General features: G+C 37.5%; 22 protein-coding genes and 1 riboswitch. Of the genes, 4 read left to right on the top strand and 18 right to left on the bottom strand.

The genetic code is table 11. The features are described from left to right. Positions 1–77: 77 nt before the first annotated feature. Positions 78–243, bottom strand: a riboswitch (M-box (ykoK) riboswitch). Positions 244–300: 57 nt separating this feature from the next. Together hpaB and ACHZEU_RS21325 are read right to left on the bottom strand one after the other, a co-directional pair. Continuing rightward, a complete protein-coding gene (hpaB, locus tag ACHZEU_RS21330; protein WP_048392139.1) occupies positions 301–1734 on the bottom strand; it encodes a 4-hydroxyphenylacetate 3-monooxygenase, oxygenase component in 1434 nt (477 codons plus the stop codon). Between the two features lie 123 nt (positions 1735–1857). Then, entirely contained in the window at positions 1858–4290 is a 2433-nt protein-coding gene (locus ACHZEU_RS21325) for an ATP-dependent RecD-like DNA helicase (protein ID WP_048392138.1), read from the bottom strand. Positions 4291–4479: 189 nt separating this feature from the next. On the opposite strand from ACHZEU_RS21325, the gene hisA reads away from it, so the two are divergent. The 3 genes from hisA to ACHZEU_RS21310 all read left to right on the top strand — a co-directional run bounded on the left by hisA (position 4480) and on the right by ACHZEU_RS21310 (position 6827). Then, positions 4480–5247, top strand: coding sequence for a phosphoribosylformimino-5-aminoimidazole carboxamide ribotide isomerase (hisA, locus tag ACHZEU_RS21320; RefSeq protein ID WP_404803747.1), 768 nt, complete (start codon positions 4480–4482; stop codon positions 5245–5247). After that, complete coding sequence (locus ACHZEU_RS21315) at positions 5244–5531, top strand: hypothetical protein (RefSeq protein WP_404803746.1); 288 nt, start codon at positions 5244–5246, stop codon at positions 5529–5531. Before hisA ends, ACHZEU_RS21315 begins: the two co-directional genes overlap by 4 nt. A gap of 546 nt (positions 5532–6077) precedes the next feature. Beyond that, the gene (locus tag ACHZEU_RS21310; RefSeq protein ID WP_404803745.1) at positions 6078–6827 is read left to right on the top strand and encodes a GTP pyrophosphokinase family protein; all 750 of its coding nucleotides are present in this window, start codon (positions 6078–6080) and stop codon (positions 6825–6827) included. Between the two features lie 89 nt (positions 6828–6916). Here the strand turns inward: ACHZEU_RS21310 and ACHZEU_RS21305 are convergent, their stop codons facing one another. From ACHZEU_RS21305 to cymR, 5 genes are all read right to left on the bottom strand, one after another. Next, positions 6917–8362: an MDR family MFS transporter gene (locus ACHZEU_RS21305; RefSeq protein WP_404803744.1), complete on the bottom strand. Its 1446-nt coding sequence runs from the start codon at positions 8360–8362 to the stop codon at positions 6917–6919. A gap of 172 nt (positions 8363–8534) precedes the next feature. Beyond that, entirely contained in the window at positions 8535–9194 is a 660-nt protein-coding gene (locus ACHZEU_RS21300) for a tetratricopeptide repeat protein (protein WP_404803743.1), read from the bottom strand. Positions 9195–9268: 74 nt separating this feature from the next. Beyond that, positions 9269–10393 carry a tRNA 2-thiouridine(34) synthase MnmA gene (gene mnmA / locus ACHZEU_RS21295; RefSeq protein WP_066036484.1) on the bottom strand — a complete coding sequence of 375 codons (1125 nt, stop codon included), beginning with the start codon at positions 10391–10393 and terminating at the stop codon, positions 9269–9271. A 78-nt stretch (positions 10394–10471) separates the two neighbouring features. After that, the gene (locus ACHZEU_RS21290) at positions 10472–11620 is read right to left on the bottom strand and encodes a cysteine desulfurase family protein (protein WP_054550056.1); all 1149 of its coding nucleotides are present in this window, start codon (positions 11618–11620) and stop codon (positions 10472–10474) included. Positions 11621–11895: 275 nt separating this feature from the next. After that, positions 11896–12315: a cysteine metabolism transcriptional regulator CymR gene (gene cymR / locus ACHZEU_RS21285; RefSeq protein WP_004226809.1), complete on the bottom strand. Its 420-nt coding sequence runs from the start codon at positions 12313–12315 to the stop codon at positions 11896–11898. A gap of 203 nt (positions 12316–12518) precedes the next feature. On the opposite strand from cymR, the gene ACHZEU_RS21280 reads away from it, so the two are divergent. Beyond that, positions 12519–13805, top strand: coding sequence for a replication-associated recombination protein A (locus ACHZEU_RS21280; RefSeq protein WP_404803742.1), 1287 nt, complete (start codon positions 12519–12521; stop codon positions 13803–13805). A gap of 81 nt (positions 13806–13886) precedes the next feature. Here ACHZEU_RS21280 and ACHZEU_RS21275 read toward each other — a convergent pair whose 3' ends face one another. From ACHZEU_RS21275 to ACHZEU_RS21225, 11 genes are all read right to left on the bottom strand, one after another. Then, a complete protein-coding gene (locus ACHZEU_RS21275) occupies positions 13887–14603 on the bottom strand; it encodes a hypothetical protein (protein WP_279495616.1) in 717 nt (238 codons plus the stop codon). A gap of 294 nt (positions 14604–14897) precedes the next feature. Then, positions 14898–15416, bottom strand: a complete 519-nt coding sequence (locus ACHZEU_RS21270; protein WP_048392128.1) for a hypothetical protein — start codon at positions 15414–15416, stop codon at positions 14898–14900. A gap of 209 nt (positions 15417–15625) precedes the next feature. Continuing rightward, positions 15626–16012 (bottom strand): hypothetical protein, encoded by a 387-nt coding sequence (locus tag ACHZEU_RS21265; protein ID WP_048392127.1) that lies wholly within the window; start codon positions 16010–16012, stop codon positions 15626–15628. A gap of 141 nt (positions 16013–16153) precedes the next feature. Beyond that, positions 16154–16915 carry a ThiF family adenylyltransferase gene (locus ACHZEU_RS21260; RefSeq protein ID WP_048392126.1) on the bottom strand — a complete coding sequence of 254 codons (762 nt, stop codon included), beginning with the start codon at positions 16913–16915 and terminating at the stop codon, positions 16154–16156. A 300-nt stretch (positions 16916–17215) separates the two neighbouring features. Beyond that, the gene (locus tag ACHZEU_RS21255; RefSeq protein WP_404803741.1) at positions 17216–18298 is read right to left on the bottom strand and encodes a DUF871 domain-containing protein; all 1083 of its coding nucleotides are present in this window, start codon (positions 18296–18298) and stop codon (positions 17216–17218) included. Positions 18299–18322: 24 nt separating this feature from the next. Further along, positions 18323–19648: a PTS sugar transporter subunit IIC gene (locus ACHZEU_RS21250; RefSeq protein ID WP_404803740.1), complete on the bottom strand. Its 1326-nt coding sequence runs from the start codon at positions 19646–19648 to the stop codon at positions 18323–18325. A gap of 47 nt (positions 19649–19695) precedes the next feature. After that, positions 19696–20016 (bottom strand): PTS lactose/cellobiose transporter subunit IIA, encoded by a 321-nt coding sequence (locus ACHZEU_RS21245; protein ID WP_004226783.1) that lies wholly within the window; start codon positions 20014–20016, stop codon positions 19696–19698. Positions 20017–20034: 18 nt separating this feature from the next. Then, entirely contained in the window at positions 20035–20346 is a 312-nt protein-coding gene (locus ACHZEU_RS21240; protein WP_404803739.1) for a PTS sugar transporter subunit IIB, read from the bottom strand. 226 nt (positions 20347–20572) lie between these two features. After that, a complete protein-coding gene (eis, locus tag ACHZEU_RS21235) occupies positions 20573–21748 on the bottom strand; it encodes an enhanced intracellular survival protein Eis (RefSeq protein ID WP_404803738.1) in 1176 nt (391 codons plus the stop codon). 87 nt (positions 21749–21835) lie between these two features. Then, entirely contained in the window at positions 21836–22114 is a 279-nt protein-coding gene (locus ACHZEU_RS21230) for an HPr family phosphocarrier protein (RefSeq protein WP_404803737.1), read from the bottom strand. A gap of 18 nt (positions 22115–22132) precedes the next feature. After that, a complete protein-coding gene (locus ACHZEU_RS21225) occupies positions 22133–22852 on the bottom strand; it encodes a sugar isomerase domain-containing protein (protein WP_103118484.1) in 720 nt (239 codons plus the stop codon). Positions 22853–22855: the final 3 nt, after the last annotated feature.

The following is a 22855-nucleotide window of genomic DNA, read 5'->3' as shown; positions in this document are numbered from 1 at the left end:
CAAAAACACGCCTTCTACGAATGAAGGCGTGTTGAATACACATATCAAAAAAATAGCAATAAAATACATTGCATGCTTGTTACCTTCAAACGTTGAGTTTTAGCACTATGCGGCATAGGAATATGTCCAGCTACGTTAAAAAACACCTTATTTCGATGATTTCTGTTGACCCATTGGCGTCTCTCGACATTTTTGGGTAGTAGCGTATCTCCAGCATAGGAGCCTCACCTAACGAAGGGAGTCTTATTTTTTTATTCCTGTAAATGATAACGGATAGTTTCACAACTGTCAAACTTTCTATCAATCATTTTTCAAAAAGTCTTCCACTCTTTGCACTAAATGCTCTCGTTGATAAGATTGATAGAGCAGGCTAGATAAACGTACAGGATCACCAAAGAAAAAGCGTTCATACAATGTCTGTCTTGTGCCAAAACTACTCATCGTTAAATCCCAAGCTAAACGGAATTTCTTTACTCGCTCTTCCCCTTTGTCTTGAAATGATTGCAGATAATGATCAAGATCCCCATCATCCGTTGCAAAAGCTTTTGCACTCGGTATCGACATTAATCCACTTGCTCCCAGTTGCTGTATGATATCTGTAAAGGTAGGATATACTTTCGGGAAGATATGAATAGCGACCTGTAATGTGGATTGGTCTGGTCTGATAAAGCCAAAGGAATCCCTTTGTGCCTCAATTTCTGATTTTAATTGCAATGCTTTCATCGTTTCTAATGCTACGATGACATCTACCACTTTTTGATGGACATGTTGGTAATCCCCAATATTTATGGAATCCACAATCATTTGTACAACCCCTAGGATGAATTCCGTCTTAGCAATTTGACGTGACAGCACATGATGCAAAGTATACGCTTGGAAGCCACTAACATTCATAAATTGATTGGCCACTTCAACATTTTCGTAATAAAATACCCGTTCCCACGGGACAACTACTTCATCAAACACAACGATTGCATCCATTTCTTCAAAACGTGCACTTAACGGATAATCAAAGGTAGAATCTCCGCCTACAAATGATTGCCGACATAAAAACTTTAAGCCTTTCGTGTTACTTGGAATAGAAAACCCGAAACCTTTTCCTTCATCATAGCCATTTGTTGATAAAACAAGAAGCTCATCTGTTATGCCACCCTGTGTCGCTAGTAATCTTGCCCCTTTAATGACTAAGCCCTCACTTGTTTTCCCAATGATTTTAGCTGCAATGGTTACTTCTTCATCCTCATAGTAAAAGCGCTTGCGATTTACCTGTGGTTCGATAAAGGTATGTGTTATCGTAATATCATTCTCGCGAGCATACTCATAGAACTTTAGCAAATGCTCTGGGAAACAATTTGACTTCTCTTTTAAAAAATCTGACGCTGATGCAAGGGCCATTAATGTTGTATTCATATAATCAGGGCTTCTCCCCATAAAGCCTTGAGAAGATAATGCCCATTCCCTTGCCGCTTTGCGCCTCTTCACAAGATCTTCTGGCGTCAATACTTGAAGAAATGACATGCCAACTTTCTGTTTACTAGTTGGCGATTCATAGGTCATTTTTTCAAGAAGTGCCTCTTGATGTTGTAAATCAAAAAGTTTCGCTTGACTCTGGATAATTCCTTTAAAGGCAGGATGTTCTGACACCTTTCCTGTCACGACTTTCCCATCTATCGAAATATACGTTTTTAAAGCATCAATTCGTTCAATATACTGTTGCCCTGTCATTATTGGCATGCTGTCACCCCTATACATTCCCTATGTTTTTGTACTCATCTAGTATATGAAATGTCCAAATATTAGGTGACGATACATCAATTAGAAAAACCCGATTAGACAGTCTAATCGGGAATATATATTTTAGTCATCCAAAAAATCATATGGAGAGACATCATTCATACCAATCATTGGATGAATATAAGGGGCTGTTTCTACTGTTAGCTTTTGTTCAACGGAAACAGGCTCCTGCATCCCTTCATTATCTACTGGCACTGCCTCGACTTCCACAAGTTCTTCCTCAATTTCCATTGGGTTAAGTCTTGCACGTAAAGAGGTGAAACGCTGAAGGTCATCTGTACGTTGTAAACCATCCGCAAGCACTTCTGGTTCACCACATAAAATCAAAAAGTTTTTAGCACGTGTAATACCTGTGTATAAAAGATTACGCCGTAACATTTTGGAATACCCTCTAACCACTGGCATAATGACCGTTTGAAACTCAGAGCCCTGTGATTTATGGATGGAGCAACAATAAGCTAGTGTCAATTGATTGAGGTCGCTTCGTTGATAGGTCACTTCAATGCCATCAAAGGATACGATCAGTAAATCTTGTTTTTCGATCGTCTCTTTCGCCTTAATAATACTAATGACCTCACCCATATCTCCATTAAAGACATTGCTTTCAGGTTGATTGACAAGCTGRAGAACTTTATCCTTTATTCGATAGGTGACATCCCCAAAGACTAGCTCTTTTCGTGTGCCAGTATCATTTGGGTTAATAAGCTCTTGAATCATTTTATTTAAATTATCTATACCAGCTGGTCCTTTATACATGGGCGCCAACACTTGAATATTACGGATTTCCTGGCCCTTTGCGACAGCACTTTTGACAACTTGAGTAACAACGTTGGCAACTTGGTCTGCTGAAGCCTTAATAAACGAACGATCAGAGGTTTTAGCTGTTAACTCTTGTGGAATCGTTCCTTTTTTTATTTGATGCGCAAGTTCAATAATCGTTGAGCCTTCTGCTTGTCGGTAAACATCTGTTAGCTCGACAGTTGGTAGCTGCTTGGATGCTAATAAATCCTTTAACACCTGTCCTGGACCTACTGGTGGAAGCTGATCCTGATCTCCAACAAAGACAACTTGAACATCTTCATGTAAAGCTTTTAATAATTGATGGGCAAGCCATGTATCAACCATTGACATTTCATCCACGATAATCAGCTTACCTGTTACTTCCCGCTCTGTTTCTTCCTCTTTTTCTTGCCCTGTAAAACCGAGCAGTCGATGGATGGTCATCGCAGGAAGCTCTGTTGATTCGGCTAATCGTTTAGCAGCACGTCCAGTCGGCGCACAAAGAATAATCGGAAAAGGCTCCTCTTTTTGAGCATACTCTTTTGGATTTAAGGATAGCCCATGAAGCTTTGCATAAACTTCTACGACTCCCCGTACAACAGTGGTTTTCCCCGTACCAGGACCACCCGTTAAAATCATAACAGCTGAATTTAAAGCCTGTTCGATGGCATTCGCTTGTGTTTCTGCATAGGTAACATTGAGTAGCTCCTCTGTTTCTCCAATGGCTTTTCGAATTTCATCTTTACTAAAATGTTCAGCCTTATTATTCCGCTCGATAAGCGATAAGATTTTCGATGCAATCCCTACCTCTGAAAAATAGAGTGATGGCAAATATAACCTTGTCTCTTCACCACAAATTTTGCCTTCTTCACGGAGTCTGATACAGGCTTGAGAAATATCCTCGAATGGTATCTCCTGTCGTTGGCTTTGTTCAAGCATTTCCTTAACGAGCGGTAAAACCTGTTCTGCATCTAGATAAACATGTCCATCCGATAAAGCTGCTGTATTTAAAATATGTAAAATCGCTGCTTTGACACGATCAGGATGTTTACCAGTTATACCTAATTTCGCACCTAGCTCGTCGGCTCGAAAGAAACCCACTCCTTCCACATCTTCAATCAAGCGGTATGGATTTTCTGTCAGTAATTCAATGGCTTCTGTTCGATAGGTTTGATAAATCTTCATCCCAAGCTGTGGACCAAATCCCCACTCATTCAATTGAATCATGACCCGCTCTAAGCCTAAGTTTTGCTCAATGGTGCGGTGAATGACTTCTTTTTTTTCAGCGGATAGACGCGGAACAGCATCGAGGGCACTAGGATCTTCTAAAATAACACGGAGTGCATTAGCACCTAGTTTTTCAACAATCGTTTCAGCTGTTTTTTTCCCGATCCCTACGAAGAGGTCACTAGATAAATAATGAATAATTCCTTGCTCAGTTGCAGGTACCTCTTTTGTAAATGTCTCAATTTGAAATTGAGCACCGTATTTAGGATGCTGTTTTAAAATACCAGTAAATCGATATTGTTCATCCATTTGTAGTGGGGGAAAATAACCAACAACAATAATCTCTTTATCTTCATATTGCAAATTCGTCTCTTGAATTTTCACACGTACAATCGAATACATATTTTGCGCATTATGAAAGATAGAGACGATCGGACGTCCGAGTATAAAAAATTTATTGAGTTCAAATAAATCTAAATGATCTGTCATGTTCGGTCCGTCCTTTCTTATAGTTTTCAATCTTTTTATTTTACCATAGCCACATGAAAATATCGCAGACAAAAATATATCCACTTTGTTATTTTTACATTATTTTGACAAATGACAATTCTCTGCCTTTATCCTCCGTTCCATGCTATGATTAATATGAATTAGTTGCACGGAAGGATTGTGAAATTATTGGAATTTAGACCTTGCATCGATTTACACGATGGCAAAGTAAAGCAAATTGTAGGTAGCACTTTGGGATATACAAATCAAGCAGTTGTAGAAAACTTTATTTCTCAACATGACGCTAGCCACTATGCACAAATGTTTGCCCAAGATCGTTTAACAGGTGGACACGTTCTTATGCTAGGCTCTGGTAATGAAGAAGCTGCCCTATCCGCTTTAACAGCCTATCCTCAAGGCTTGCAAATAGGTGGCGGCATTACGGCTGACAATGCTCAAAAGTATATTGACGCAGGCGCTTCGCATGTCATTGTCACATCCTATATTTTTCATGATGGTCAGCTCGATTTAGCGCGTTTAAAGCGCTTAAATCAATTAATTGGTAAAGAACACCTTGTTATCGATCTCAGTTGTAAGATGCGTGACGGAAAGTGGTTTGTCATGACAGATAAATGGACTACATTTAGTCATTTCGAAGTCAATGCTGCGTCGATTGCCTATATTGAAGACTTTTGTGATGAGCTGTTAATACATGCTGTCGATGTTGAAGGAAAAAAGGGTGGTATGCAGGAAAGCTTGGTACAGGATTTAGCTGCCTGGACATCTATTCCAACTACCTATGCAGGTGGCGTTCGTTCAATCGAAGACTTAGAAAAATTTAATCAATTAGCCCACGGAAAACTTCATGTAACCATTGGAAGTGCGCTCTCAATTTTTGGTGGCGATTTACCTTATACAGATGTAGTAGAATATTGTAAAAAAGGCGGGATCTTGTGAAGCTCATTTATAAAGATTATGTTTTTCCATTTCAAGAAACTAATTTAGAGAGAATCATAGATGGTAAGTATTTTAAAGTGAATAAAAAAGATCATTCTCTTGCGATTCATGTACAACTTGACAACGAACAAATGTTATTGRAMKTYTCMAAATCACTAAAGGCAACATGTGGGTTCTTACGCGATCAAGAAACAGAGCCTTATATTGGAACCTATATTGATTTACAAATTTTCGTTGATGAGTTTAATAAGCGCTATAACTTAAATGCTGAAATTATTAGTTAAAACAAGGGGACAAATGGTTCCCTTTGTTTAACCTCAAACCCTCTTCTGCATTTCTTCCTTGCCCCTATTTCTGAAACCTTTTCATTGTCATGTGAGTTATATATTGTATAGCATAAACCACAGGGGGCTTACATGACTAAACTACATATTTTTTTCCTACCTTATTTTTATGCTTTCCGCTCTTCTTATAGAGATGATCACCGTGATCCCCTATGGTGTAGGCTTTCATAGTGGATACAGAACATGGTGGATAACTTTTGGTCCGTTTAATTTTTATATAGCTCGTATTAGTTTGCCTATATTAATTGTTTATTTATGGAAGCTTTCAATCAATAAAAATTTATCATTGACGATAGGATTGAAGTTCATCATAGAAGGTATATTATTAATGAATCAGATGCAGGGCAAATCATTACGTTTGCTTGTGCATCAAACATTCTTTTATGGAGAGCTATAGAAAATTCCATTTGGAAGTATCTCGTTGCCCATCACAGCTATACGAAAAATAAAAATCGAACAAACCGTAAAAGAAAGGATTTACAAACGATGAAAACTGAACTAGAAGTAAACACTTTAAAATCTTTTCAAACTGAATTAACTCGCTTCTTTTTAGCTTACAAATTTGCTCTACAGGAAGTGGAAACGAAAATTAATATATTACAAGAAGAATTTAAGTTAATTCATGAATATAATCCAATTGAGCAAGTTTCTACACGTGTAAAATCACCTAAAAGTATTTTAACGAAGATGATGAAAAAAGAGCTTCCTCCATCAATAGAGACTGTGCGTGAAAATATCCGCGATATAGCTGGTGCTCGCATCACCTGTTCCTTTGTGGAGGATATTTACAAGGTAAGTGCCATGTTACAAGCACAGCATGACATGGAAGTTGTTGAGGTGAAGGATTATATAGCCAATCCAAAAGAAAATGGCTACCAAAGCTTACATCTTATTATTAAAATTCCTATCTTTATGTCAGACCATATGGAAAAGGTCTATACAGAGATCCAAATTCGTACAATTGCAATGGATTTCTGGGCAAGCTTAGAACACAAAATTTATTATAAGTATAACAAAGAAGTACCTGAGCATATTCGACATGAATTAAAGGAAGCCGCACTACAAGCAGCTGAATTAGATCGAAAAATGGAGCGACTGAATAAGGAAATCAATATTTTAAAAGAAAATGAAGCCGAGCCTTCATTGCTAGACAGTACCCCCATCGCACATTTAGCGAAATACTTAACGGAACTACCTGGCAATCAAATAATTGATGACACTCTATTCAAAAAGTAAATTTATTCTATGGTTTAGTCGTCAAATGAAAAACCCACCTCACACGCTGCTTGATCACAGAATGTGAGGTGGATTTTACTTTTTATTCACTATTGCGCTTTCCTTGTAGATTTCGTTGCTACAAAAAAGGAGAAAATAAGAGCACCAATAGCAAAAATAAAGGTAGCTATATATACATAACTGACGCCATTCGCAATAGTGTCCTTTAAAAAGTTTACTTCTTCTAAATTAAACCCACCTTTTGCAAATTCACCATTTAATTGAATTTCACCTTTTCCTAATGAAGCCATTTTTTCACTCGTTGCCAGGTTGAAAATCATACCAAATAGCGCTGCACCAATCGCTTGGCTAAATGTATTTGTAAAAGAGTTCAAACCAATTGAAATACCAAGTTGCTTTGGATCTGCCACCTTTTGTATGGAAATCATCAACATCGGCATAATAAAGCCCATCCCTAGTCCAATTAATGATGATGCGAAATAAACGCTGAAATCACTAGAATCCGAAGATAGTCTTGCCAACAATAGTGTACCCGTAACAAGTAAAATCGTACCCATTTGGATAATGCGTTTATTTGTTAAACGACCGATTAAATAACCTGCCATAATCGAGTTCACCGTCCAAAAAATAGACATTGGTGTTAATAATAAACCAGCCTGCGTTGCATTTTTGCCTAAAACACTTTGAGCAAATATAGGAATATAAACGGTTACACCAATGACAATAGACATACCGCTTAAAGTTAATGCATTAATGACCATTAGTCGTCCATTTTTAAATAGTGTTAACGGAATAATTGGCTCCTCTGCWCGTAACTCCACCCAGATAAAAATACTTAAGAATACAAGAGCAACACCATACATTAGCAGCGATTGACCTGATAACCAGGTTTGTGTTTTACTGTTTTCGATAATAACAAACAGTAACGCAACCATGCCAATTGTAAAAAACACTGCACCTAGGTAGTCAATTTTACGCTTCACTGCCTCTAGTTGTTCTTTATAATGTTTAGCAATTAAATAAATAGAGGCTAAACCAAACGGTACATTAATGAAGAAAATAAAATGCCAAGATACTTGGTCAACTATAAAGCCTCCAAATAACGGACCTACTACACCAGAAACACCCCATACCATACTTAAATAGCTTTGTCCTTTGGCACGCTCTTTTTCAGTCTTAAACAATTCACCAACCATTGTTAATGTAATCGGTAAAATTGAACCTGCGCCAATACCTTGAATTGCTCGAAAAACAATTAATTGCTCCATGGATTGAGCTAAACCACATAACATAGAACCTACTAAAAAAATAATGATACCAGTAATAATCATCCGTTTACGACCAAATAAATCGGCTAATTTACCAAAAATAATCGCCGCTATGGCTGAAGCTAGTAAATAAGCAGAATAAATCCAGCTTATTAAGTCTACACCTAATAAATCAGCCGTAATACTCGGAATAGCAGTACTAACAATAGTTCCCTCAATTGCAGCAAGTGCTGTTACAAGTAATAGTGCAATAAAAACTTTATTCATTCTGTCACCTTTTCCTTTCCTGCATGACATACATTACCAAGTTTGAACTAGAATTAAAAGAGAAAGAGATTCAATTTATGAAAAAATAAACAATTTTTTCTGTATTACTAGATAAAATCAATAAAAAAGCAGCAAGAATGTTAATCAACATTCACTCGCTGCTTATTATCTATCAGTTAAATCGTTGAGCAATCATATCGTAAATATAACGTGCTTGGTCATATTCAGGTTGTAAGGTAAAGGCTTGTTTCAAATGATACATTGCATCCTCTGTTTGTTCGGTAGACACGGCATATAGTACGCCTAAATTATAATGTGCATCTGCATTATTCCAATCCTGTTCAATTAAGAGATCTAGTTCCTTCTTCCCTTCCTCAAACATTTCTAATGCACATAACACTATCGCATAGGCTAAACGAATCTGTGTATCCTCTGGAGCAATTTCTACCGCACGTTGTAAATATGGTAATGCCAATTTTGAGTTATCCAACCGTTCAAAGCATTTCCCCATCATATAATAGACATCGGCACCTTCAATATGATGTTTTAGCGCTTGCTCATATAGCTTCACGGCCTCGGCATAGCGTTCAGCATTGTAATATAAATTCGCTAGACCGTAATAGGCTGTAGCTGCTGATTCATCTACAGTGATTGCCTTTTGGAAGAAACGTTCTGCACGTTCAGTATCCTCTAATACGGCTAATAAATTGCCGAAATTTACATACCCAATAGCCTTTTCAGGCTCTGCCTCTATTGCTTTTGTAAATAGTTGAGCAGCATCCTCATAACGTTTTTCTTGAAATGCTTGGATGCCCTGTTCATTATAATTCATTTGTTCTTCACCTCTATGTAGCGAAAGACTGCTTTTAGGAAGCCAAGAGGCCATAAAAGCAGTCTTAACGCAATTTATCCAACATATGTTAGTTTTTCATTACTTTTAAAGACTTCATCAATCGTTCCGCCACCCATACATTCTTCTCCGTTGTATAGCACTACAGCTTGGCCAGGTGTAATTGCACGTACAGGTTCTGCAAATGTAATGTGTGCACGGCCATCTGGTAAAATTTCAACTTCTACTGGTGTATCAGTTTGACGATAACGGAATTTTGCTGTGCAAGAAAATTTCCCAGGCAATTTTTTTGTCGAAGTATAGCTCATTTTCACAGCTGTTAATGATGTTGAATACGAATATTCATTGTCAAAGCCTTGTCCGACAAGTAGAACATTACGCGCTAAATCTTTTCCTAGCACAAACCAAGGCTCGCCGTCCCCACCAATACCAAGCCCGTGTCGTTGACCAAGTGTATAGTACATTAAACCATCGTGTTGGCCCATTACAACGCCATCCATTGTTTCCATTTTCCCAGGTTGCGCTGGTAAATATTGACTCAAGAACTCCTTGAAATTACGTTCACCGATAAAGCAAATGCCTGTTGAATCTTTTTTCTTTGCCGTAGCAAGGCCAGCTTCTTCTGCAATTTTTCGTACTTCTTTTTTCTCTATATCACCAATTGGGAACATTACATGCGCCAATTGCTCTTGGGATAATTGATTTAAAAAGTATGTTTGATCTTTATTATCATCAACGCCACGTAACATTCTAACTTCACCATCACCACTACGATCAATTCGTGCATAGTGACCTGTCGCTAAATAATCAGCACCAAGGTTCATGGCATGCTCTAAAAATGCTTTAAATTTAATTTCTTTATTGCACATAACATCAGGATTTGGTGTACGCCCTGCTTTATATTCTTCTAAAAAGTATGTGAAGACCTTATCCCAATATTGTTTCTCGAAATTGACAGCATAGTATGGGATACCAATTTGATTACATACTTTTATTACATCGTCATAATCTTCCGTTGCCGTACAAACACCGTTTTCGTCTGTATCATCCCAGTTTTTCATAAAGATCCCGATTACTTCATACCCTTGTTGTTTTAACAAGTATGCCGCCACCGATGAATCTACCCCACCTGACATGCCGACAACAACTCGAATTTGAGAGGGGTCACGTGTTTCTTTCATTGTGGTCACCTTTTCTTTTATCTAATTACAGTTTATGTTTCAATATTTTAACGAAACATAACATAAGTATTTTGCAAATTATTTTTTAGCTAGTTTTTTCACAATTTGAGCCGTTTTTTCTGCTGCATCTTGTATATCCTTTTCCGTTAAACCCTGCCCAAAGCTGAATCGGATTGAATTTCGTAGCTCCTCTGCACTTTGTCCAAACATTGCTACTAACACATGAGAAGGATCAATCGATCCTGCAGTACATGCCGAACCACTCGAAACATAGATACCTGCCATATCAAGGTTCACTAAAAATGATTCTACCTCCATGCCTGCAAAGCTAATATTTAAGACATGAGGCAACGAATCCACCTCATCACCATTTACATGGAATGCTAGCTTTTCCTGTGAAAAAACAGCAAGCATAATTTGCTTAAAGTGATTGTATAGTGAACGCTTTTCTTCACGCAACTCATTTGCAACTTGCACTGCAGTCGCAAAAGCAATAATGGCAGGTATATTTTCAGTACCTGCACGACGTTTTTTCTCTTGTGCGCCCCCAAGAGCATAACTTGCTAACGGTGTTCCTGCTTTTTGATAAAGGAATCCAACACCTTTTGGACCGTTGATTTTATGAGCAGATACACTCAATAAATCCACCTGTAATTCATTTACATCAATGGACTCTAAGCCATAAGCCTGAACCGCATCTGTATGGAATATGGCACTATGCTCACGCAATAGCGCGCCAATCTCAGCAATTGGCTGTATCGTTCCAACTTCATTATTTCCATACATAATTGTCACTAAAATGGTATCATCACGAAGGGCTTTTTGGACATCCTCAATCGCGACACGCCCTTTTTGATCAACAGGTAAATAGGTCACCTCAAAGCCATCACGTTCAAGTTTTTCACACGTATGTAATACTGCATGATGCTCTACTTGCGTTGTTATGATGTGTTTTCCTTCATTTGCACGGGCATAGACAGTTCCTAAAATTGCCATATTGTCAGCTTCTGTGCCACCACTTGTGAAAATAATTTCCCCTGCTTGCGCACCAATTGATTTCGCCAATAGCTCACGTGCATCATCTAGATATTTCCTTGCTTCTCGACCTGCTTTATGAATACTCGATGCATTGCCAAATACCTCTTGCATAGCAGTCGTCATCGCTTCTATTACTTGGCCATTCATTGGAGATGTGGCCGCATGATCGAGATAGATATATGAATTCATGTTGAAAACTCCTTTTTAAACTCTGTGACATCCGCCAGAGGCTTTCGCTTGATTCAGTTAATGCTTGCAAAAAAATACAAGTGTTCTTCGCTCCTCTATAAGTGGGGAGTCTTCCGTACTTAGTGGTTCATTTTAGTACAAAACATTTGCTGAATCGAGATAAAAGCACAAAACCCACATCACTCATCGTAAAAATAGCCATTGAGATGTGAATAGTTCACAATCTCCCAAAAAGATGAAGTGAATGCAGGAGTAGCGCTTTAGCTTAAACTATTTTAAATATAGAACATGTAGCCTTCCACTACATTTTCTTCTGTATATTGTGCTAAATCTTCAATTGTCGTTGTATCTAACACGTTTTTTACTGCATCACGAATACGTAGCCATAACTCACGTTGCGGGGCTTCTTCATTTTCAATACCCTCTACTGGTTGAATCGGCCCTTCTAGCACACTAATAACATGGGCTGCTGAAATTTCGCTAGGTGGATTTGCTAGCATATAACCACCATAAGCACCACGTACACTTTTTACTAAGCCTGAATTACGAAGCGGAGATACTAATTGCTCTAAATATGCCTCTGAAAGCTCCTTTTCCGCCGCAATTTTACGCAAGGGAATTGGCCCTTCCCCATAATGCTTTGCTAATTCAATCATAATTGTAAGCCCATAACGGCCCTTTGTTGAAATTTTCATTTTATCACCCTCAATTAGTCTAGTCAAAATACTACCAACAGTATATCATAATCTCCTCTTGATGAACTCGGAAATACACCTAGAAGGATATGATATACTAATTAAAGCGATTCATAATCGTTCAAAATCCATATGAGTGCTTTATTTTAGCTTAAAAAAATGTATGAAGCAAAAAATGACAACGACAGAAAGGGGAAGTTATTTTGCACAATGAACCACTCGCTTTTCGAATGCGACCTTTAACCCTTGATGAGATTGTTGGTCATCAGGATTTCATTGGTCCCAACACAGCCCTTTATAAAATGATTCAAAATGGACATGTCCCTTCCATGTTGCTATATGGAGAACCTGGTATCGGTAAAACATCCATTGCCAATGCCATTGCAGGAAGTTCCAAGCTCCCTTTCTTCGCACTTAATGCCACACGAGCTGGCAAAAAAGATGTGGAAGATATTGTACAAGAAGCAAGAATTTCAGGGAAAGTAATACTTTTCCTAGATGAAATTCACCGTTTCAATAAATTACAGCAAGATACACTGTTACCACATGTAGAAAATGGATCAATTGTATTAATTGGTGCCACGACAGAAAATCCCTATCATGATGTTAATCCAGCGATTCGTTCACGCTGTGGCGAAATTTACCAGCTAAAACGCTTAACGAAGGAAAATTTAATCGAACTAGTTGAAAAAGCACTTGCTGATGAAAGACGCGGACTAGGTAAATATCATTTTGCCTTAACACCATCACAAATTGAACAAATTGCAGCCGCAGCAAACGGAGATGCACGAAAGGCGTTAACTTTGCTAGAATCCATTTACTATGCCAGTGATGAGGTGGATGGACAAACGGTTGCTGCCGACCATGTCATTGAACATCTCATTAGTCGAATTGGTGTGTATGGCGATAAAAAAGGATCACATTTTTATAATTTACTATCAGCCCTGCAAAAGTCTGTGCGTGGCAGTGATACCAATGCTGCTCTGTATTATCTAGCGCATTTATTGGAAACAGGCGATTTAGTGGCTGTCAGCAGACGCCTACTTGTTATGGCCTATGAGGATATTGGTCTAGCTAATCCCGAAGTCGGACCTCATATATTAGCTGCTATTCAAGCAGCTGAACGACTAGGATTACCAGAGGCACGTATCCCACTTGCCAGTGCTGTCATTGAAATGTGCCTTGCCTCAAAATCCAACTCAGCCATTACGGCTATTGATGCTGCCATTAAGGCTATTCATGAAGGCAAAACAGGTGATATACCTCATCATTTGCGAGATGCTCATTACGAGGGTGCAAAAGATTTAGGACACGTTGGCTATCAATATCCTCATAACACACCGATCGGTACTTTTGGTGGTTGGGTAGACCAGCAATATTTGCCAGACGAACTTGTAGGAACTGAATTCTACAAACCTGTTATTGCTGGTGAGGAAAAGCGCATGGCTGGCATCTACGACAAACTAAAATCATTTCAAGATAAGAAATAATAAAACAAAGCAAAGTCACTATCTTAAGTAATTGAAATGACTTTGCTTTTTATATAACAACAGGATAGGCTACTCTAGCAATCATCCTGTAAAGCTCGGGTTATTTGTTGTATATCGTTCTTGGTAAAACAAATTTAATGGTTCTGCCAAATGTCGAAGTGATGGCAAAATGGACTCTTTCACATCTCCTTCATTTGCCTTACTATGCAAAAAAACAATCAAATTATACGACTGATACAACAAGCTGGCGAACTCTTGATTGTTTTCTCTTACCTCAAAGCGAATTGCTTTTACAGCAATTGCTTGTGCAATTTTTTGTTCTCTTGTTTCACAGGAGGGCTCCTTACTTAATTCATCATCCGACACTCTGTATAACCGTTTTAATGCACCATATACCTCTTTATTTCCACTAAATCGATCTTTTAACCATTGCAAGACAAATTGCAAAAGAATAACTGCATAGATAAGGGAAAGACATTCATCGCCACGTGATTTTTTTGCTAAGCGTTGGAAATATTCTGCTTGTGTGACTAGTTCAAAAAGAATTAAACGTATTGGATAAAGCATGGCATGACCGCTATTGACGTAAAGCTTTTCTCGATCTCTATACATAGCCAACCAAATATCTTTGACCAATGAAATAGATTTCCTTGTTGAGAGCGCTAATTGACATTGAATAAGCTCCTGTTCAATTGTCGGTTGGATAAGCTGTAGAAATAAAAGTTCATCTTCCTCACTAACTAATAAAAGCGGCTTTTCCAAATTCGCCAAATCTATTTCTATTCCATTTACAATCATTGCTTAGCCCCCTTCCAATAAGTTCTTTTAGCTAAGTTCTTACAGCGTGAGCACATATATTACCAATTTTCTAACTATAATTCGACAAAAAAACATAAATACCTTTCAAGAAAATATGCCTTTTTACTTTCCTCACAATAAAAAAGAACCCACGCTACTAAAAGAGGCAAGTAAATCACTCTCTTTCCACATCGAACATTGTAGAAAAAAACTGATTTAAATCCCAATAAGTTACGTAGATTCTTGACGTATAGGCTATTTTCAGAAAATAGATAGTCTATTATTGTCTAAGGTTTATGCAGGAAGTTCTTGTTCCACAAATAATTTAAATTGTTGAAGACATTGCTTCACTTCACCTTTTTGTGACAGTACTTCGTTGCGTATGTTTGTTGCTTTTTCTTCATCCTCTAGCACTTCAGTTAAAAGAGCCATGATATCTTCTAATAATTGCTCATTCTCTTCCTGCTCAATACTCGGTAAGGAATAGGCTGCTATTTTTAATAAATGCTCTACTTTTTCAGGCGTTTTTTGCAAAGCATTCGAAGAATAATAAGTCGATGCAGCTAAAAAGTAGCATAATTTTGCACAACAATCGATAAATAAATGCCAATACGTATTTGCTTTCGGTAATTCCCCTGCCCGCTGATTAACATATTCCTTATAATAGGTAGTGACTTGTATATATAAAGGATTCAATTCTCTCATGGCTTTCGGATAGTTGTTGGATGTATCCAAATAGTCAAATACAATGGCATTCATTTTCTCTTGAAGTTTAACAATATCTAAATGATCACGAATTACTTGAATTTCCATTTTCTCACTCTCCCATATGTCATTTGCTGTTTAGCTTTCTGTCTATTCACTGAGTAGCACCAAGCATCCCAAACAAACTGATCGATTATCTAATGGATGATTCAAATTATAGCAATAAACCATATGAAGTAGTGTGGACATGAAAAAAATAAGACAATTTCGTGAATTAATAGCATTTTATGTACATAAGAGGAACTATTTTGGTAAAATTATACCCTTTGTACATAATCATCAAACAAGCATGGTTCGTTTGCTCGATCGATAATTTCAATAATACTTCCATGCACATATTTTTTAATGCGCTTTTGAGGTATATAAAAATAAGCATTGTTCATAATTAACCATTCACTTAATGTTAAATCACTACCTGCTTGTTGATTCGTTAAGATTTTTTTGTGTCGCAGAACATCAGCCATTTTATAAAAACCATCTGACAATTCGTAGGCTGATACATCAAAATTAAAAATGGGGCTGACAACCTGTCCAACATCAAAAATATGTATAGTTTGGTTTTCTTCATCTATAGCTAACTCTACTGTGCTAATCTCGTCGAAAAGATTTAAACCTCTATACTCCATTTGATAAATTTTTTCCATTTGTATAGGCCTCCTTTTTTACAACGGTCTAATTGTAACATAGAAAAAGTAGCTACCTCTAAATACAATTAAGGCAGCTACTTCTACGAAAATGAACATTTATGCTGTTTTTTGACTATTACCAAAGCACCGTATTTGGTATTAACCTTGTACGCGCGTAATTTTCACATCTTTTAGGATGGTATTGACTACCCAGCTTGCTGCAATTAAACCTGCTACTGACGGTACAAAAGCGTTAGATGAAGGTGGCATCTTTGCTTTTCGAATTGCTGCATCCGGCTTACCTACATGTTCGACAACATCTGGACGTACGACAATTGGACTTTCATCTGAAAATACAACCGTAACACCCTTATGAATACCTTCTTTACGTAGCTTAGTACGAATGATTTTAGCCAATGGGTCTGTATGTGTTTTTGAAATATCTGCAATTTGGAAGCGAGTAGGGTCCATCTTATTTGCTGCACCCATGCTTGAAATAATAGGAATATTACGCTTTAAACATTCCTTCATTATATGAATTTTATACATCACTGTATCACTTGCATCGATTACATAATCAATGCCTTGTGCAAAAAATTCTTCATAAGTTTCTTCCGTATAAAACATGTGCATGTCAATCACTTCACATGCTGGGTTAATATCTGCAATACGCTCTTTCATGACAGCTGATTTTGATTGACCAACTGTTGATAAGTATGCAACAAGTTGTCTGTTGACATTTGTGATATCTACATTGTCCTTATCGACTAGAATAATACGGCCGATTCCGCTTCGTGCACATGCCTCAGCCGCGAATGAACCGACACCACCCACACCAAGAATGGCAACCGTTGTATTTTTTAATTTCTCGAGACCCTCTGTTCCTATTGCGAGCTCGTTACGTGAAAATTGATGTAACATCCTGACACTCTCCATCTATGAAATTTTATTAGTAAACCTAGTTATATACTAAGATAAAATCAAAACCTATCTTACATTTTATCATGTTATTGTTCAAGATAAAAATATAAAGAAAAAGTCAAAATTGTCTACTTCAATCCTTTGAAATAATAATCCATAAAAACATTTCATCCAATTCTGCTATATATGGTAAAATAGTACATTAAAATTAGTTGATTAATCAGGTAAATCTTATATAACATTATGCTCAACCACATAAAGAAAAAGAGATTGATGACTCAATCTCTTTCTCACTCTTCTTTACTTTGTAAATCCAAATGATGCCCATGGTTGAATGTATGTTAATAAAAATAGTTCTTCCTCTACAATGCTAGCTACGACATTACTCGATCCTGTATTCGGAATGTCCTTTAGCACAATCTGTAGCTCTCCCTTATAACGAACATCTAAATTATTATCAATCGTGACATCTCCTCTTATTAATGGCCGTATATCATGCACAGGAAAATCTCCATTTTTATATTTCACACGGGATTGGGTGCTCCGAATCACGTATTCAGACACATCACCCCGATTAAAATGAGGCTCTTTATAAAGAATCGTCTCCTCTAAAATGCTTGTGTCTTCAGACTGGACAACCCTTAACTCAAGCTTATTACGATTTAATTGTCCTAATGCACGTAGTTCTTCCTCAGAAGCAAACATATTGCCAATAATACAATCGTCAATTAACCCTGTATGCCATAAATCTTTCGCCTGTACAGTGATTGGGAGATAACGGTGTTCCTCTAATGTAGGTAACCCGTGCTCTGTTTGCTCCCAAGGTCCATATTGACCATGTTGTGAGGAGATCATTGCTGCTGTTCTCACATTGTGCGCTTTAAAGTGTTGTGACGTTTGTAAAAAATGCTGACGAGATAGCCCCGTAAATCGTTTTGGATAAAAATTATGACAGCCGATAATATTCTCTTTATTGGGCTGATAAGAGATAATATTATCTACATACTTCGTACCATTACTAATGTTTAATTCTATTTTTAGATGACTTGCATCGAGTGACATCAACGCTTCTTCTTGACCTGAAAATCCCATATCTAAACGTAAGGCTGCCAAATAATAATGTTCTTTTAAATAGCCAATATCCCTATAAGTTAAGCCTAAATCATCAAAAACACCTGGTGCAATATCGGCGGATATGTCAAAGCCGAGGCGTTGCGCAAATTCGTTGATTTGTTGTAATTTTTGACGCTCCTCATCCTGTTTTATTGACATAAGGCATGTGAATAAACGATCAAAGCCATTATCATGAGCCAGCTGAACATAGCGCTTCATCTCCTCTAGCGTACTATGCTGCGGATATAGCGAGATTCCTAATCTTTTCACTTCAAACCCTCCGTTAATTGATGCTTATACTTCCACTTTTTGTCCTCTGGATTCCACTACAGATTCCTCACTCTGTGCCGCTAAAGCAGCTTTTTGCTCATTCTGCCTTGCCATACGGTTCGCCATCGAGATAAATGGCAGATAAATACAAACAGCGATGATAATTAAGACCATACTCAAAACAGCACCACGCCAAGATTGAGTTGCTAAAAAACCATTAATAATCGGCGGTGTTGTCCAAGGCGGTGAAACGGTAGCGGCTGGCACCCATCCCCATTTCGTTGCAAAGAATGCAATTGTTACGTTTATCATTGGTGTCAAAATGAACGGAACAAATAAAACCGGATTTAATACAATTGGTAACCCAAAAAGTAATGGCTCATTGATATTGAAAATCCCAGGTGCTGCGGATAATTTCCCAACTGTATTATATTGCTTATTCTTTCTCGCAAATATGAAAATCGCAATAATAAGTGCTATTGTTGTACCAGAGCCTCCCATATTAATAAAAGCATCAAAGAATGGTTTATTGACAATGTAAGGCGCAACTTTACCAGCAGAGATTGCTGCAACATTTTCATTAATAGCTGGTAAATTAATCGTTTGCATGAATGGTTCGATGATATTTGCTCCATGTACGCCAAGTGTCCATAAAAATGTATGTATAAATGCCAAAATTAAAGCAGCAAGCCATGTATTTGTTAGACCCATAAATGGCTCTTGAATCGCAGAGTAGAAGGACCCGACAATATCTGGTATATCAAAACCTGCTGAAATAATTGTACGTACTAAAGCAAATATTCCAATCGTAATAATGGCAGGAAGTAACGCAGCAAATGATTTGGAAACAGCTGGTGGTACACCAGTTGGCATTTTAATTAGTAGTTTAGGATTGCCAGACAATCTACAAAACAATTCTGTAGAAAGTAGTGCCACAATCAGAGCAATAAATATACCACCCGTGCMTGTTGTTAAGCCGGTTAATCCACCTTCCCCGAAAGTCCCAAACGTCATGTAGCTTGATAAACTAATTACTCCAGCAGACAGACCATCTTTTTGATAACTTTTAGCAAGATGATAAGCAACCGTAAAGGCAATGAGCAGTGAAATGATATTAAATGTAGCACTCCAAATATTACCGCCAAATTGAGTCCATGTCTCATGTTTCCAGATGGCATCGAGTGTATTTTGATAAAATTTGATAGGCAAATTGTTAATAAGTACAGCCAAAGATCCCACAATCGTTAAAGGCATAATCGTAATAAATCCGTCACGAATGGCAACTAAATGACGCTGATTCCCAACCCTAGCAGCAACCGGTACAAACTTTTCTTCTAAAAAACGGAACACTCACATACACTCCCTTTGCTTTTTATTGATAACATCAAAATTTGATGTTACTCCCCTTGAATTCGTTCATATAGCTCAATCATTTCCTGTGCTAAATCTCGAAAAGTAATAGCATTCATTAAATGATCCTGGGCATGAATTAATAACATCGAAACCTCTACCTTTTCTCCCCTTGCTTCTTGAGACAGTAACCCCGTTTGAGCATGATGCGCTTCAATTAATGACTCATTCGCTAATTTGATTTTTTCTTTTGCTGCCTCAATTTGCCCCTTTTTTGCTAGCTGAATAGCTTCCATACACTCACTTTTCGTATTTCCACTATGCACAATCAGTCCCATAATGGACGCCATTAATGCTGTATCTTCCATTCCCCATTGCCCCTTCTTTTATCCAATTAGTTGTAGAGCCTGTTTCAGGACATTTTCACCGTTCATCATGCCGTAATCCGCCATATTGATCACATCGATTGGAAAGCCTTTATCCTTATATTTTGTTTCAAATGAACCTTTCAAATAACGAACCTGTGGGCCTAATAAAAGAACATCAGCCTTCTTTGTCGCTAAGATCTTTTCCACCTCTCCTTCAGCAATGGCGTAAATATCGGCTTCAATATTTTGCTCTTGCGCCGCTTTTWGCATCTTCGACACTAATAAACTAGTACTCATACCTGCTACACACACTAACATGATGTTTTTCATTCGATACACTCCTTTTATTTTCTTCGATTGTGTAATCGCTTACTTATTTTGAGAATAGCACCTATTGGTATATACCACAATATAAATTTTACAGTAAATTTATTTATATCAAGTTATTTACAGGATTGGGCTATATCAATTTTGTCGTGAAATTAATGATTATAATCAACTGGTATAGTCCAGAAAAAAAGCCAAAAAATTTTTAAATTTTCTTATTATTCAATACCTAGAAATACTCATAAAATGCTGGCTTTTCAGTAGGGATTGCCCATTCCCACTGTTCGATCACTTTTTCTACCGTAGGTTGATTAGCATAGACAACTGTTTCTTTGACAGAAAGATAACCTGCCATCATAGCAGAAAAAAGATTAATTGGTAGTGTTAACATATGCTTATCAGAAACTGAACTTGTCTCAATTATTGCGACCTGACCATTTTTATTTATTTGATAAATATGCTCATTCCAGAGACAAAATGGATCTTCAATACGAATCGTTAATGTTTCTTGAATATCCTTCCACGGATACTGCTGCATAAATGCATAAACATCTACTACTCTAATCATCACATCCTGTATGACTTCCCTTTTGAATTGTGGCTCCTTGAAATAAAAGCCAAAAGGATAATGATTACTAGTAACTCCCGTTATGCTACTGACACTTGCTGCATGAGATGTCATATAACGCCACATAGCTTGTTCAGCTAAGAGATTTGCTACAACAAAGTCTTGGATAGTAAATGCCCCATCTCGAATCGTATAACGAATATAGCCTTCTATGTTACTGCCTTGAAAATAGGCAGCAAAGTGACTATCTGGACTCCTTCTTTCAAGTCTTTTCCACCATCCTTCATCCCTTACCATGCCACCATTTCGAATGATTGCCTGTGCATTATGAAAATCCTTAATCATCTGAAAGAGCGCAGGATCTAACCACTCAAAGCTCATCCTTTTCATGACGTTTACTTGTTTCCCTAAAGAGGGAAACATAGTTTGAGGGATTGTATAATGGAGCTTCTCAAAAAATAATTCCCAACCAAAATAACGATAGAAGGACACAGAAAATGGCGCTAAAACTGAAATCGTTTGTCCATTGTCTCTCATTTTTTGCAGCGCTTCTGTCATAAGCCTTTTGATAATACCCTGTTGTCGATACTCAGGATACGTTGCAACAAAGCCGATGCCTCCCATTTTAAATGAAACTCCATGCACTGTAATATTTAGCGGTAATATTAATAGCTGCCCAACCATTTTTTTGTCATCATAAGCACCTAAGGTCGTGCTTTGCTCAATCCAATAATGAAAATCCTCTCGACTAGCCCCTGAGTACTTATTTGGAAAGCAATAGTCTCTCAATCGATGAATCTGCCCATAATCATTAGGCGAGACGATGTGAATGTCCATTTAACCACCCCTAAAATTCCTAATATTCAGATAATTAGTCATAAGATTCTTTTACAGTGGCATAATCATAACCACTGCAAGAATCTTTTATCCCTCTTGCCATTCTTCTCCTATTGCTTTAGACAACATGACTTCAGTAATAGTTTGAAATAATGTTGCTACATTTGGTCCATCCGCTGAAATTTCCACTACACTTCTTGTTTTCACACCTAATGACATCACGCCCATAATAGACTTTAAATTAACGGATGTTTCTTCGTATGTTAATTTAATATCACTTTGAAATGGTGTCACTGCAGTTACGAGTAATGCAGCCGGTCTGGCATGGATACCTTCAGTAGATGTAATTTTATACATTTTCTTCATTTACATACCTCCACTCTTTCACGTGAAATTAATCCGATGTTGATATTTGGCAATCATTTTCTCATTATGTGACCAATCCGAATCAACATTATTGCTGACAAAAATCGGTAACTCTATTGAGGACTTTGCTAGTGTTTCTATGATTTCACTGAACAAAGCATTTAATAGTAATGAACCAATAACAGTAGATGCTGGCGCATACTGTATGTCATGTATAGTTAGTACACCATCACCAATCGGTATATGTGTATTAATTACAAAATCTACCACATCTTCTAGCCGCAGCCCACTGTGATGACGTGTAGTCTGTTCCTTATAGTGGAGCGATTGGAGGGATAGCACAAATATCCCTGAATCCTTTGCTAATAAAGCGGCGTCAATAGGTGCTGCATTTCTCCCTGAGGTTGAAATGACGATGCAAACATCATTTTCACGAAAGTCAAACTGTTCCTTATGCTGTTCAATAATAGTTGAATCTTTCTCATTGATTGAAGAAGCTAATGCTCCAGCATGTAAAGCTAATGGTTCAATAAATATAGGACGGACGGGTACTAAACCACCTGCTCGATAAAATGCCTCCTGTGCCAATAGCTGTGAATGACCACAACCAAATAATTGAATTATCCCACCTTTTTGGAGACGTTGGACAATGATTTGAGCCACATCACTTATATGTGATGCCTCCTTTTCCTTCACAACCTGGATAAGCTTTTCGATTTCAGAAAAATATGCATGCATAAA

The sequence above is a fragment of the Lysinibacillus sp. S1 genome (assembly GCF_044986265.1).
GTDB lineage: Bacteria > Bacillota > Bacilli > Bacillales_A > Planococcaceae > Lysinibacillus > Lysinibacillus capsici.
This window is presented reverse-complemented; position numbering and strand designations above follow the sequence as displayed.

What these genes read in the sequence shown, in the direction of transcription:
- hpaB (WP_048392139.1), bottom strand. Translation starts at nt 1,734, where the DNA reads ATGCCAATAATGACAGGGCAACAGTATATTGAACGAATTGATGCTTTA.
- ACHZEU_RS21310 (WP_404803745.1), top strand. Translation starts at nt 6,078, where the DNA reads ATGAAAACTGAACTAGAAGTAAACACTTTAAAATCTTTTCAAACTGAA.
- ACHZEU_RS21300 (WP_404803743.1), bottom strand. Translation starts at nt 9,194, where the DNA reads ATGAATTATAATGAACAGGGCATCCAAGCATTTCAAGAAAAACGTTAT.
- mnmA (WP_066036484.1), bottom strand. Translation starts at nt 10,393, where the DNA reads ATGAAAGAAACACGTGACCCCTCTCAAATTCGAGTTGTTGTCGGCATG.
- ACHZEU_RS21290 (WP_054550056.1), bottom strand. Translation starts at nt 11,620, where the DNA reads ATGAATTCATATATCTATCTCGATCATGCGGCCACATCTCCAATGAAT.
- cymR (WP_004226809.1), bottom strand. Translation starts at nt 12,315, where the DNA reads ATGAAAATTTCAACAAAGGGCCGTTATGGGCTTACAATTATGATTGAA.
- ACHZEU_RS21275 (WP_279495616.1), bottom strand. Translation starts at nt 14,603, where the DNA reads ATGATTGTAAATGGAATAGAAATAGATTTGGCGAATTTGGAAAAGCCG.
- ACHZEU_RS21270 (WP_048392128.1), bottom strand. Translation starts at nt 15,416, where the DNA reads ATGGAAATTCAAGTAATTCGTGATCATTTAGATATTGTTAAACTTCAA.
- ACHZEU_RS21265 (WP_048392127.1), bottom strand. Translation starts at nt 16,012, where the DNA reads ATGGAAAAAATTTATCAAATGGAGTATAGAGGTTTAAATCTTTTCGAC.
- ACHZEU_RS21260 (WP_048392126.1), bottom strand. Translation starts at nt 16,915, where the DNA reads ATGTTACATCAATTTTCACGTAACGAGCTCGCAATAGGAACAGAGGGT.
- ACHZEU_RS21245 (WP_004226783.1), bottom strand. Translation starts at nt 20,016, where the DNA reads ATGGAAGATACAGCATTAATGGCGTCCATTATGGGACTGATTGTGCAT.
- eis (WP_404803738.1), bottom strand. Translation starts at nt 21,748, where the DNA reads ATGGACATTCACATCGTCTCGCCTAATGATTATGGGCAGATTCATCGA.
- ACHZEU_RS21230 (WP_404803737.1), bottom strand. Translation starts at nt 22,114, where the DNA reads ATGAAGAAAATGTATAAAATTACATCTACTGAAGGTATCCATGCCAGA.
- ACHZEU_RS21225 (WP_103118484.1), bottom strand. Translation starts at nt 22,852, where the DNA reads ATGCATGCATATTTTTCTGAAATCGAAAAGCTTATCCAGGTTGTGAAG.